This is a genomic window from Microseira wollei NIES-4236 (genome assembly GCF_020521235.1).
GTDB lineage: Bacteria > Cyanobacteriota > Cyanobacteriia > Cyanobacteriales > Aerosakkonemataceae > Microseira > Microseira wollei.
In genome coordinates this window covers 1-13,223 of sequence record NZ_BLAY01000074.1, presented here as the reverse complement: position 1 = coordinate 13,223, position 13,223 = coordinate 1, and the positions used below count along the sequence as shown (strand labels likewise).

The following is a 13,223-nucleotide window of genomic DNA, read 5'->3' as shown; positions in this document are numbered from 1 at the left end:
TCTGAAATCTGAAATCTAAAATTTGACTATCGAAAGATGGGCGGGATGCGGGCGGGTTAGTTTGTGCTTTGCCGGAAGCTGGCTTCCTCGCTGCGCTCAATTTGACGGCGGATCTCGCTTAACGAGTCTCCACTGGAGAGGCGATTCGTCCAAGTGCGGAGTCCGTTGGCATCGGCTTCGCGCCCCAAAACTTGGCGATAAATTTGGTTAACGGCTGCCCTTGCTTCGGCACTATTAGCAATATCGCGGCGGATATCGTTGAGGGAACGACCCTGTTGCAAACGATCGCTCCAAGTTCTCCATCCCTCCCGATCGGCATCGCGCCCCAGAACTTCTCGATAAATCCGGTTTATATCGTCGTAGCTATAGCGTCGCCGGTAATATCGGTTGTTGTTGTCGTTCCGATAATAGCGGTCGTTCCGATAATAGCGGTCGTTCCGATAATAGCGGTCGTTCCGATAATCGGGGTCGTTCCGATAATCGGGGTCATTCCGATAATCGGGGTCGTTCCGATAATCCGGGTCGTTCCGATAATCCGGGTCGTTCCGATAATATGGGTCATTCCCATATACTTGGGCTAATATTGTTCCTCTCAGGTTGGCATTGGTGATATTGGCACGATCCAGGGCAGCACCTCTTAATTGGGCTTGCTCTAAGTTGGCGCCGCCCAGATCGGCACCCCGGAGGTCGGCTCCTTGGAGGTTAGCACTCCTGAGATTCGCACCCCGGAGGTCGGCTCCTTGGAGGTTGGCATCTCGGAGGTCGGCTCCTTGGAGGTTGGCATAGCTTAACTGGATGCCGCTCAGGTCGCATCTCCAGCACCTGTTAGTTTGCACCAGGCGTCTGATGTCTTGCATACTAGCTGCGCTTGCTGGGGTTGCTAATCCGATAGCGATTAGCAGTGCAGTGGTGGTCAGAATGGGAAATTTCATGTTGGCGCCTCAAATTCTTGCCATGTTGTATGGCAGTCATATATAATTTTATGTTTGTGCTAATGACGCTGGCATCCTCCGGTTGGTTCCTGGGATTTGGTTATCTAGTTGATTGGCGGATGCGTCTGGCTTCTTCGCTGCGTTCGATTTGGCGGCGAACCGAGTCGAGGGAATCTCCACTAGCTAAGCGATCGCTCCAAGTTCTCAACCCCTCGCGATCGGCATCGCGACCCAAAATTTCGCGATAAATGCGGTTAATGGCGTCTCTAGCTTCGCTGCTGTTGGCAATTTCGCGGCGGATATCGCCCAGGGAACGACTGGAATTTAAGCGATCGCCCCAAGTCCTGAAACCCTCGCGATCGACTTCGCGTCCCAAAACTTCCCGATAAATGCGGTTAATCTCATCCCGACGCCGGGAACCGATCCGTCTGTCGTCGCGCCCGGGGCGATCGCGCTGGAGATCTGTACCGTCGAGAATCGCACCATCGAGGAAAGCATTTCTAGTATTAGTATTTCTCAGCTGAGCATCCCGCAGGTTGGCATTTGTGAGATTGGCACCTTCGAGATCCGCACCCCTTAAATCTGCTTGCTCGATGTTGGCGCGCCTTAATCTGGCGCGGCGCAAGTCAGCATCTCTCAAATTGGCACCCTGTAGGTTAGCATTGTCCAGATCCGCACCCTGGAGTCTAGCGCCGGACAAGTCTGCACCTTCGAGATCCGCATCATCCAGGGTAGCTGCTGCCAAATCCGCATTCCTCAGATTAGCGCCTCTGAGGTCGCATCGCGAACACTCACCAGAGTCTAGCAGTTGTCTGAGGTGTCGGCGATTAAATGCATTTCCCGGATCTGCTAAACCAAGGGTAACGAGTAGTACTGTAGTAACCAGAAGTCCAAGTTTCATTTTATGCCCCTCCACGCGCCTACATGTGCGTGCGGTGTTTACATTGATCTTGACGCTGTAAGATCGGTTTTTGATTCCGGCTTCTGGTTCCTCCAGTCGGGTGAAAAAATTTAGACGCGGAATGGTTCAACGGCGGGGACATAACCAATTGGCAACACGAAATCCAGATTCGGGTGGGGACGGGGAATGACGTGGTAAGAAAGCAAGGGCGACTCGATGCTATCGATGTTTTTGGCAGCTTCTATCCCTGCTGTAACGGCGGAAAGCACCTCGGCTACATCTCCTCGGACAATGACGGTGACGTAACCGATATCGATATTTTCGTAGGCGACAAAGGTAACGCGGGCAGCTTTTACCATCACATCTGCCACGGCGGATACAGCCGGAATTCCCAGCACCTCAACCATTCCCACTGCTTTGGTCATTTGCTAGTGCGCCCCACTTTTGTTGCTTAGTGTCTTCATTAGTCGCATCCTACCTAGACGTGGGGGTTTGGGGGAGCTATAGAGCCACCTCCATACCCGGAACGGGTTGGGGGTGGGTTCATGGACTCCCCCAAGCTAATTTTAAGCGGTCAATCCCGCTAAAATTAGAAGTTTACCGCATTGATTAGTTCGGGTAGACGCTCTAAACTAATAGAATGATAACTCTAACTTACGCTTACAGAATTAATGCAACTCCAGACCAAGCGGCACTCATTGACCAAACATTAGAAGTATGCCGTAAGGTCTGGAATTATGCCTTACGCGAACGCAAGGATTGGATTAATTCGCGCAAATGCAGGGTTGATACTTGTTCAATTGGGTCTGAATATATAATCCCAGCCGATGCTCCTTACCCAGGCAAAGTTTTTCAAGAAAAGGCGCTAACAGTTGCTAAGAGAAGCAATGAAGAGTTAAAGAGCATTAACGCTCAAGTCTTGCAACAGGTATTGAGGAAATTAGACATCGCATTTGAGGACATGAAGCGAAAAGGGAATGGTTTTCCTCGCTTCAAAAAGTTTGGACGGATGCGGTCTTTTGTTTATCCTCAGATGCTCAAAGACCCGTTAGGGCAAGGTTGGGTGAAACTGCCGCAATTAGGCAAGGTTGATGTCATTATGCACCGACCCGTCCCTAGTGGGTTTGAATTAAAGCAGGCACGAATTGTCAAAAAGGCATCAGGGTATTACGTTATGCTGTCATTGCAGCTTGATGTAAATGTCCCTTTAACCCCTGCATCAGGACACCCATTAGGGATTGATGTGGGGCTAGAAAAGTTCCTGGCAACATCAGACGGGGAGTTAATTAAAAGACCAAAATTTTTTAAGGCTTTGGCACGTAAGCTTAAATTGCTACAGCGCCGATTAAAGCATAAGAAAAATGGGTCTAAGAATAAAGCGAAACTCGCTCTTAAGATAGCTAGGGTTCACGAACAAATACACGACACACGGAAAGAATTTCACTTTAAGTTGGCTCATCACCTATGCGACCAAGCCGGGATGATATTTGCCGAACAACTGAACCTCAAAGGCATGGGAAAGGGGATGCTAGGCAAGCATACCTTGGATGCAGGATGGGGTCAATTTTTGGAATTATTGTCCTGGGTTTGTTGGAAGCGCGGAGTGTATTTTGCCAAAGTTGAAGCGGCTGGCACATCGCAAACTTGCCCAGAATGCAACGCTCATGTGTCCAAGAACTTGTCAGTTCGAGTGCATGAGTGTTCTGAATGTGGTTACAGAACTGATCGTGATGTAGCAGCCGCTCAAGTGATCAGAAATCGAGGTGTCTCTGCCGCTGGACAGACGGTAGATGAAATTGCCTGTGGACGGGATGCGTCGGGGGCTGGTTCACCCAGTCTAGATGGCACCGGAAGAGACAGGAAAATCTTAGAAGCGATTCTAGGATGCCCCTGCCATAATCTTTGATTTAGGAGGGGAGGATGTCACTAGAATTTTTATATTCTCTAAAACTGGGTTCGGGGTAAACAGAGCGATCGCTATGATAAACAACGAGTGGCTTTTGAGTGCAGTTACCTTTATTATCGGTTTTACCCTGACCTTGCTGGTCTTGGGCAACATTCAAACCGCATTGTTAGCAGGAGTGTTCGCGGTCCCTGCTGCTTTTGCGGGGTTGATCGCGGTGAATATCCAGCGCCGGATCGCCCAAAAACGGGTGTTAACGGCGCTACAGGTGGAAATTCGCCAGATGGAAAAGTTGAAACACCTGTTGCAGCAAGATTTGTGGGCGATCGCCAATCAATCCGACCAAATACAGGAACAAATCAATTATCGCCAAAACCAATTAAATTGGCTGCAAGTTCAAATCGGGGAGAAACAAAAGTCCAAGCAGGATCTAACCTTGGCTTTGATCGGTTTGGGTGAAGATAAGCGCCTTATGGAGGAAGCTATTTATCACCTCAACCAACAGAAAGAAGAACTGGATTTATCCGTGCGATCGATCAAATCCCAACATTACAAAGCCGAAACCAACAAAAACGAATTGCTCGCCGACCTACAGCATTTAAAAGAAGAAATTGCCTTTCAAAAGACCGAAAAACAACGGTTGCAGGAAACAATCGATTTTCTGCGGAGTCAATTCCACGAATGGCAAATGGAAGACATCGAAGTCCACGACATCACCCCCCCAGTTCAGGAATTAACTTCCCCCGAAACTCAAAAACTGCTAACCGCGTCTGATGACCAAGAAGACGCGGAGACGGGGAGAAAGGGAGACGCGGAGAGAGCCAGAGAATTTATTAGTGGAAAAACCGAAATATCTGCCGATTTTGAATCCACAGAATTTATTGATGCTGTATCCCCGCCAGAGCAATCCGACGCAGATTTAGATGCAGAATGGGCTGAGTTTGTCGCGCAATTAACTTATCCAGAACTTGAGGTACTCAAAGCCATAGTCGAGCAATCCAATCCAAATTCCACGATTAAAAATATTGCCGAATCCAACATAACCATGCCAGAATTGCTCATCGATGCTATCAACGAACGAGCCATCGCGACGCTTGGTGATATAATTATCGAACCCGGTACGGATGCGCCAGCGATCGCCGATCCGGAATATTTGGAAACAGTCAAAAAATTGCTGGAAATTAAGGCTGGAAAATGAACAGGAATTATGCAGGCGGGGTGAGAAACCCGGTTGATTCGTCAACTTCTTGCTGCCAGCACAAATTTTCAGAGAAACCGGGTTTCTTTGCGCGTTGCATCCCCCATCATTCAATCTAAAATCTAAAATCTAAAATCTAAAATCAACCAATGGCAAAGCCTAAAATTCCTAAAAGAGTTTCTACTGCCCTCATCAACTCCTTAAGTGCGGGAGTTGTGCCAAGAATTGGCTTAGAAAACATTGCCGTAGGTCGAGAAAAAGAAATCGCCGCGCTTTGGCAAGATTTGGAAAATATCGCCGCTGGCGGTGCAGCATTTCGCTTTGTTGTCGGACGTTACGGTTCCGGCAAAAGTTTTATACTGCAACTGATTCGCAACCAAGCAATGGAAAAAAATTTTGTCGTCGCCGATGTTGATTTATCCCCCGAACGCAGACTAGCAGGAACCGAAGGACAAGGCGTCGCCACCTATCGCGAATTAATGGGAAATATTGCCACAAAAACTCATCCCAATGGCGGTGCTTTAGCCCTAATTTTAGAACGATGGATTAGTGGGATTCAAACCCAAGTCGCCCAAGCAACCGGAATGCGACCAAACGATAATGGCTTTGACGACGAAGTAGAAGCTAAAATATTAGCAGCCGTTAAAAATATTGAAGGATTAGTCCACGGGTTTGACTTTGCTACCGTCGTTACTGCCTATTGGCGCGGTTATCGACTAGATGAAAGCGATAAAAAAGATGCTGCATTGCGGTGGTTGCGGGGAGAATTTGCCACTAAAACCGATGCCAAAACTGCCTTGGGAGTGCGGGTAATTATTGATGATGAAACATGGTATGATTATCTCAAATTATTTGCCAAATTTGCTGCGGATATTGGCTACAAAGGATTTTTAGTTTTATTCGACGAAGCCGTTCATTTGTGGAAAATTACCCATGCAGTATCTCGCCAGAACAATTACGACAAATTGCTGGCAATATTTAACGATACCATGCAGGGAAAAGCCGAACATCTCGGCATTATTGTGGGGGGAACGCCCAAATTTTTAGAAGATCCAAAGCGGGGACTTTTTAACGACCCCGCATGGCAGAGACGCACAGCCAAAAGCCGTTTTGTGCAAGCCGGTTTTCAGGATACTTCGAGTCCGGTGATTCAGTTAGAAAGTTTGACACAGCCGGAAATTTTGCTGCTGTTGCAAAGATTAGCAGATGTTCACGCCACTCACTACGGCAGTGAAAAGAAACTCAACCAGAAAGAATTTGAGGATTTTCTGCAAGAAATTGTTAACCGTTTGGGTGCAGAAACATTGCTAACGCCGGGAGAAATTGTGCGGGATTTCTTGAGCGTTATGAATATCCTGCAACAAAATCAGGAAATGTCTTTGAGTCAATTAATTCATGGTGCTGGTTTGCCGCTTTCTTCGACTAAGAAAACCCAGGTAGATGAAGATGGGGAAATAGCTGAGTTTACTTTATGAAATCATAGCGATCGCACTAATTACAATCCAAAATTTGCTCCCCCCCTGCCCCCCAAAACAGCGGGGGGTGTACAAACAAAATCCAAAATTACTATGAGCGAAGATGCCTTTAAACGACTCGCACCCTTCATCCAAGAATACATCTACACCCAGGGCTGGACAGAATTAAGATCTGTCCAAATTGAAGCCTGTCGCGTTATCTTTGCAACTGACGCACATCTATTACTAGCCGCAGGAACCGCTTCCGGAAAAACCGAAGCCGCCTTTCTTCCCGTCATCACTTTATTGTACGAACAACCCGCTACGACCATCGGCGTTTTATACATTGGCCCGATTAAAGCATTAATCAACGACCAATTTGAGCGGTTAAACGACTTATTAAAAGAAGCAGACATTCCCGTATGTTCCTGGCACGGCGATGTAGCGCGCAGTCGTAAAGAAATATTCCTCAAAGATCCTCAAGGTATTTTGCAAATTACGCCCGAATCTTTAGAAAGCTTGCTGATAAATAAAAACGAGGCAGAACTAACTCGTTTATTCAAGGATTTACGGTTTATAATTATAGATGAAATACATGCATTTATGGGAAGCGATCGCGGCACTCAAATTCTCTGCCAACTAGCGCGTTTATCCAAATACGTAAAACACCCACCGCGACGAATCGGTTTATCAGCAACTCTGGGAGATTATTCATCTGCTGAAGATTGGTTGCGTTGCGAAACAGATCGACCTGTTATTACTCCCGAAGTTAAAAGTAATCAAAGAAAAGTGCATCTGGCTTTGGAATATTTCCAGAAACCCGGTTTCTGTGCAAGTTACAGATATATTTTCGACCGCACAAAATCGCGCAAGTGCCTAATTTTTACCAACAATCGCACCGAAACCGAAGCAGTTATTGCCAACTTGCGTCAAATTGCCGCCGATGAAGGACACCCCGATATTTATCACGTCCATCACGGCAGCATTTCTGCCAAATTGCGACAAGCAGCAGAATCAGCAATGCGCGAACCTAATGCACCCGCCGTCACCGCTGCAACGGTAACCTTAGAAATGGGAATTGATATCGGACAATTGGAAAGAGTAATTCAACTAGATGCACCTTTTTCTGTTTCTAGCTTTTTGCAAAGATTAGGACGAACTGGTAGGCGCGGCGCACCCGCCGATATGCGATTTGTTTGTACTGAAAATGAACTATCAGGAGAAGAATCATTACCAGAAAAAATTCCTTGGCAACTTTTACAGTGCATCGCGATTATTCAACTTTATTTAGAAGAACGCTGGATTGAACCCATAAAACCCATTCAATATCCTTTAAGTTTGCTGTATCACCAAACGATGAGCATTTTAGCGGCAATGGGCGAACTTTCACCAGCACAACTTGCCGCGCAGGTGCTAACTTTACCGCCATTTGGAGCAATTTCTCCAGAGGATTACAGGCAATTGCTGCGCTATCTAATTAGCATCGACCACATTGAGGAAACGGAACAAGATAAACTCATCATCGGTACAACTGGCGAAAAAATTGTGCGGTCTTTTCAGTTTTATGCTGTCTTTTCAGATACTAAAGAATACGTCGTCAGAGATGAGTCGATGGAAATTGGCACGATTATCTTACCGCCGCCGATTGGAGAACGGTTGACGCTTGCTGGTCGAACTTGGGAAGTTATCGATATTGAACCAAAAGCGAGAACGCTTTGGGTGAAACAAGTTGAAGGAATTGCTAATAGTGCGTGGCAAAGTAGAAGTAGTAGCAATATTCATACTAAAATTTTAGCACGAATGCGGCAAGTTTTGTTGGAAGATGTGGAATATAGTTACTTGCAAAAGGGTGCTAAAGAAAGATTAAAAGCCGCTCGGCAACTAGCTCGAATAAATGAAATAGATCGAAGTAATACTATCCTTTTAGAAGAGCGAGCTTATTGCATCTTTCCCTGGATGGGGACGGTGGCTTATCGCACGCTGGAAAGATTGCTGAATTTCTTTGGAAGAGAAGCTTTGAATATTAGAAGTATTGGCGGCGTGAGTCCCTATTTTATGATTGTTAAACTTGGGAAAGGTAAAAATGAATCTTTTTCTGATGAACTTGTCAAGCTTTGCAATCAAGAGATTGCGGCGCTTGATTTGGTGGGTGATGCAGAAGCGCCTAAGTTACAGAAGTATGATGAATTTATTCCGAATAATTTGCTGCGGAAAGCGTTTGCGTTTGATTATTTAGATGTGGCAGAAGTCAGGAAATCTGTTGGCGATAATGGCTTTGATTGAGAATGAGGAGTAAGCCAGGGCGGGTTTATTTATCCTTGGCGCTGCATTCAAAGATCTCTCGTAAAACCCGCCCCTAAAGCATCAAAAACTACACACAACCAAAGCTATCGGAGATGATATAACAACCTTAAACCTCCCGATCCAATTCACCCAACGCATCAGCTAAATCCCTTGAACCATGCAACAACCGCAGAATTTCAATGGTTGTTTCTTGGATGCGATAAAAAATTAAATGCTCCTCAAATTCTCGAATTCTCCACTGACGCACTTCACCCAAACGGGACAAAACCAACTGCGTCACCTTGCCAATTCTAGGCATTGTGGCTAGCTGAGCAAACGTTGTCTCCGCTGCTGACAAAAACCTCACCGCAGCGTCGGCGTTGCCGTTAAGTAAAATGTATTCTGCTTGTTGTCTGAGGTCTTGTTCTGCTCGCTCCTTGATAATCAGTCGATAAGTCATGTCTCTGGAGACTCCGAAGCTTTTGGAGAACGATCGCTCAGCACAGAGTCTCGAAGCTGCTGCCAAAATTCTGGCGTCACTTCTTTGCTACTCTCAGAGTTTAATCCTTCTAGTAACAACGTTTCCAGCTTTTCCTGAGATCGCCGTCTTTGATCTTGGCGCACCAAATGCAAGAAATACTCGCTAACACTGCTGTAGCCACCTACGGTTAATTGTTCTTCAACATAGGTTCTGATCTGATCTGGCAGAGAAATTTGGATATCCATATATTTGCGATCGCAACGCTAGCTTTATTGTAGAAAAACTTAGGCGCGATCGCTTGCGCGTTGGAGTTTTTACGTTTCGAGCGGTCAGATAACTATTCGCTGTTCTCGACAAGTACGTTCGTAAGCAGCATTGAAATCGACAGGCAAACAAATTTCGCCATGCAACCATAATGGCAGCGTTGGTAGCGCTTTCCCTACACTGATTTCCTTTTGCCAAATATCAAGACTCGGCTGTCCATTTCGCTCAATGGGTCGATAGGAAACAGCATAGAGATCTGCATTCAATAATAAGGCATTGTCCCCAAGTAAGCGCGTCAGCAACTCGTCGTGAAGGTTCGCTTTTCGTCCGGTGACAACATCAACAATCGCTAGTCCAATTCCTTGCCGCAAGTAGGTTTCGCACTTAGAAACAAAGGCATTCCGATGGGTGGTTCGCTCTTTGTTTGCGGGGCTAACTAATTCTATTGCGCCTGCTATAATTGGGCCTGCTTCTGTGTTGAAAATGCCGATCTCTACGGTTTCATAATTGGGGATAAAAGGTATAGTTTGGTCGGGGATTGGTGGTGTCCATTCGTCGTAGGAATTGGTGGTAAGTGAAATTGCGCTTTCGCCATTTGTTGGTTCTTCAAATGCGGCTACATCTATTTCGATGCCAAACTGTACATTGGGTTCTGCAAAGTAGTTGGCTGGTAATTTTTGGTTCAATTCAGAGGCAATGTAGGTCGCCCAGGCGTTGTGAAAGGCGTGCCAGTGACGGCGGATGCTTAGGGGTGGGTGAAAATGATCTTGGAGTACCATATTTTTATCATTAGAGCGGTATAAACTCAGATCTTGCACCACTCCACTCACCCGCCGTGGAATCAATTCCACGGCTCATAGCGAAAGTCCATTGAAATGGACTAAAACCTATAAAATCTATATATATAGCAAGCATTTAGTCCTCTTGAGAGGACTTTTGCTATTAGCCCGGAAATTGATTTCCGGGCGGGTAAGCGGGTAGGTGCAAGATCTGAGATAAACTTGGCGGGCGAGACGCCCACCCCACAAGAGAATTTGAACTGGGTTTGTAGTAGGCGCTTTAGCGCTAAAGCGCTTACTACGAGCGAATTATACGTTAGGATGGGACTAGGTAGAGGAGTGAGATTTATGATTCAGGATGAGGAAATTTTACGGAATCTGTATAACAATTTTGACCCATTTCGCCCTTTACCGGCAGGAGATCCGCTTTATGTAGACTGTCGGGAAGTGCGGGGGGATGGGGATATTTTGGTGGAATTGGGGAAGAATATTCGCCGGACTAATCGGATTACTTGTCAGCTTTATTCTGGGCATCGAGGAGCGGGAAAATCTACTGAGTTATTACGATTAAAGCAGTATTTAGAAGAACAGAAGTTTTTTGTGGTTTATTTTGCGGCGGACGAACAGGATGTGAATCCGCAGGATACTCAATATACTGATATTTTGCTCGCTTGTACGCGCCATTTACTGGAAGATTTAAAAGATAGTGCCAATCCTAGTCCGGTGTTGAATTGGTTGAAAAGTCGTTGGGTGGAGTTGAAAGATTTAGCTTTAACTGAGATTAGTTTTGAAAGTTTGAGCGTGGAAGGACAAATTTCTCAGTTTGCCAAGCTGACGGCGAATTTAAGAGCGGTGCCAACGCTGCGCCAACAAATTCGCAATCAAGTTAATCCCCATACTGAAACTTTAATTGAGGCTTTAAATCAATTTATTAACGACGCGAAAAATAAACTACCCGAAGGACGTACTCAACTGGCGGTAATTGCGGATAATTTAGACCGTATTGTGCCGTCGATTCAAGATGGAGGACGCAGCAATCACGATGAAATTTTTATCGACCGCAGCGAACAATTACAAGCACTGGATTGCCATCTGATTTATACTTTGCCGATTTCTATGGCTTACTCTAGCCGTGCTGTCGATCTGAGAGATATCTATGATGATATGCAAGTGTTGCCGATGATTATGGTGCAGCAAAAATCGGGTGATGTTTATCAACCGGGGATGGATAAAGTTACCGAAATTATTGAGAAGCGCGTGCGTCAATGCGTGCCGAATCGTGCCGTCGATGGTGAAATATTTGATAGCAAAGCCACCTTGGAGAGATTGTGCTTGATGAGTGGGGGCCACGTGCGGAATTTGCTATTATTAATTCAAGATGCGATTAGCCGCACGGAAACGTTACCGATTTCGGCGAAAGCGGTGCAAAGATCGATTACAGAAGCGCGGGATGCCTATCGCCGCACGGTGGAAAATTACCAATGGGAAATTTTGGCTTCTGTGGCAAAGACGAAGCGCATCCGCAATGAAGATGATTGTCGTAATTTGTTGTTTAATCGCTGTCTTTTGGAATATCGCTATTTTGATGATGAGGGAGAAATTCAATGTTGGTGTGACGTTCACCCGTTGATTAAAGGAATTCAGGAATTTAAAGAAGCCGTCGCTAAAATGCAGCCATGAAACCAGATTTAACCGATTGGGATGAAGATATACCCACCGATCCAGAGTCAGAATATCGTGCTTTGGTTCGCGCTCTCAAGCGGACGAAAGGGTTTGGTTTGTTGTTTGTGGAGTGTTCGCCTGCGGTGGGGGAAGAGTTAATTGGGAAAGTTAAACAGGATGTTTCGCAAAAAAAAGTTGAGGTGTTGCGATTAGAGAAACCGATTGATAATTTATACGAACTGGTGGCGAATCTGCCGCAGCGAGATGAAATTAATGTTTTGTTTGTTAGCGGGATAGAAGAGTCTTTATATGAATATGAGGCGGTTAAAAGAGAAATTGGCTGGAAGGATGAAGAGATTCGCGGTTACAGTTGGAAAGGCGTGCCGCATATTTTAATTCACTTAAATCAACAGCGAGAAAGGTTTCGCGACAATTTTAATATCTGCTTTGTTTTCTTGTTGCGGCGATTTGCAATTAATTATTTTATTCACCGCGCTCCCGATTTTTTTGATTGGCGTTCTGGTTTGTTTAAGTTTCCTAGCGAACAAGAGTTGGTAGCGCAAGCATCAGAGCGGCTGATTTTGGAGGGAGATTATGAAAAATACTTGGATCTAACTCCGAAAGAAAGGTATGAAAAAATTCTAGAAATTCAAGAGCTGCTAACAGAAGAACATCAGACACCCGATTATAAAGCTAAATTACTATTTGAACGGGGAACCCTGCTTTATGTTGCCAAAGAATATGAAGCTTCGATCGCTTCTTTAGACCAAGCTTTGAAAATTAAACCAGACCTTCATCAAGCCTGGTACAACCGGGGGATTGCTCTGAAGAATTTAGGACGATTAGAGGAAGCGATCGCCGCTTACGACCAAGCTTTGAAAATTAAACCAGACCTTCATCAAGCCTGGTTCTTCCGAGGGATTGCGCTGGGTAATTTAGGACGATTAGAGGAAGCGATCGCCGCTTACGACCAAGCTTTGAAAATTAAACCAGACCTTCATGAAGCCTGGTACAACCGGGGGATTGCGCTAAAAAATTTAGGACGATTTGAGGAAGCGATCGCATCTTACGACCAAGCTTTGAAAATTAAACCAGATAAGGATGAAGCCTGGAACAACCGGGGGAATGCGCTGGATGATTTAGGACGATTAGAGGAAGCGATCGCATCTTTCGACCAAGCTTTGAAATTTAAACCAGATGATAATGATGCCTGGAACAACCGGGGGATTGCGCTAAAAAATTTAGGACGATTAGAGGAAGCGATCGCATCTTTCGACCAAGCTTTGAAATTTAAACCAGATGATAATGATGCCTGGAACAACCGGGGGATTGCGCTAAAAAATTTAGGACGATTAGAGGAAGCGAT

Annotated in this window: 12 protein-coding genes; 6 read left to right on the top strand and 6 right to left on the bottom strand. The window is 45.7% G+C overall.

Annotated features, from left to right (window positions below; all coding sequences use genetic code 11):
* Positions 1–56: 56 nt before the first annotated feature.
* The 3 genes from MiSe_RS23270 to MiSe_RS23255 form a co-directional block, all read right to left on the bottom strand.
* Positions 57–932: a pentapeptide repeat-containing protein gene (locus MiSe_RS23270; protein ID WP_226585326.1), complete on the bottom strand. Its 876-nt coding sequence runs from the start codon at positions 930–932 to the stop codon at positions 57–59.
* 100 nt (positions 933–1,032) lie between these two features.
* Positions 1,033–1,833: a pentapeptide repeat-containing protein gene (locus MiSe_RS52165; protein WP_307731512.1), complete on the bottom strand. Its 801-nt coding sequence runs from the start codon at positions 1,831–1,833 to the stop codon at positions 1,033–1,035.
* Between the two features lie 110 nt (positions 1,834–1,943).
* Complete coding sequence (locus MiSe_RS23255; protein ID WP_226585324.1) at positions 1,944–2,258, bottom strand: carbon dioxide-concentrating mechanism protein CcmK; 315 nt, start codon at positions 2,256–2,258, stop codon at positions 1,944–1,946.
* Between the two features lie 215 nt (positions 2,259–2,473).
* Here MiSe_RS23255 and MiSe_RS23250 point away from each other — a divergent pair, with 215 nt between their 5' ends.
* The 4 genes from MiSe_RS23250 (at position 2,474) to MiSe_RS23235 (ending at position 8,671) form a co-directional block, all read left to right on the top strand.
* Positions 2,474–3,739, top strand: coding sequence for an RNA-guided endonuclease InsQ/TnpB family protein (locus MiSe_RS23250; protein ID WP_226585322.1), 1,266 nt, complete (start codon positions 2,474–2,476; stop codon positions 3,737–3,739).
* A 73-nt stretch (positions 3,740–3,812) separates the two neighbouring features.
* Positions 3,813–4,934, top strand: coding sequence for a tellurite resistance TerB C-terminal domain-containing protein (locus MiSe_RS23245; RefSeq protein ID WP_226585320.1), 1,122 nt, complete (start codon positions 3,813–3,815; stop codon positions 4,932–4,934).
* A gap of 149 nt (positions 4,935–5,083) precedes the next feature.
* On the top strand, positions 5,084–6,409 hold the full coding sequence (locus MiSe_RS23240; RefSeq protein ID WP_226585318.1) for an ATP-binding protein: 1,326 nt from the start codon (positions 5,084–5,086) through the stop codon (positions 6,407–6,409).
* A 93-nt stretch (positions 6,410–6,502) separates the two neighbouring features.
* Entirely contained in the window at positions 6,503–8,671 is a 2,169-nt protein-coding gene (locus MiSe_RS23235; RefSeq protein ID WP_226585317.1) for a DEAD/DEAH box helicase, read from the top strand.
* Positions 8,672–8,798: 127 nt separating this feature from the next.
* Here MiSe_RS23235 and MiSe_RS23230 read toward each other — a convergent pair whose 3' ends face one another.
* The 3 genes from MiSe_RS23230 to MiSe_RS23220 form a co-directional block, all read right to left on the bottom strand.
* Complete coding sequence (locus MiSe_RS23230) at positions 8,799–9,131, bottom strand: type II toxin-antitoxin system RelE/ParE family toxin (protein ID WP_226585316.1); 333 nt, start codon at positions 9,129–9,131, stop codon at positions 8,799–8,801.
* Complete coding sequence (locus tag MiSe_RS23225; protein WP_226585315.1) at positions 9,128–9,397, bottom strand: ribbon-helix-helix domain-containing protein; 270 nt, start codon at positions 9,395–9,397, stop codon at positions 9,128–9,130. The genes MiSe_RS23230 and MiSe_RS23225 overlap by 4 nt, the downstream gene beginning before the upstream one ends.
* Positions 9,398–9,481: 84 nt before the next feature.
* Entirely contained in the window at positions 9,482–10,267 is a 786-nt protein-coding gene (locus tag MiSe_RS23220) for a DUF4058 family protein (RefSeq protein ID WP_226585314.1), read from the bottom strand.
* Between the two features lie 276 nt (positions 10,268–10,543).
* Between MiSe_RS23220 and MiSe_RS23215 the strand changes: the two genes are divergently transcribed.
* Together MiSe_RS23215 and MiSe_RS23210 are read left to right on the top strand one after the other, a co-directional pair.
* Entirely contained in the window at positions 10,544–11,875 is a 1,332-nt protein-coding gene (locus MiSe_RS23215) for an ATP-binding protein (protein ID WP_226585313.1), read from the top strand.
* Positions 11,872–13,223, top strand: a 1,352-nt coding sequence (locus MiSe_RS23210) for a tetratricopeptide repeat protein (protein ID WP_226585312.1), incomplete at its 3' end; no start/stop codon positions are given. The genes MiSe_RS23215 and MiSe_RS23210, both read left to right, overlap by 4 nt.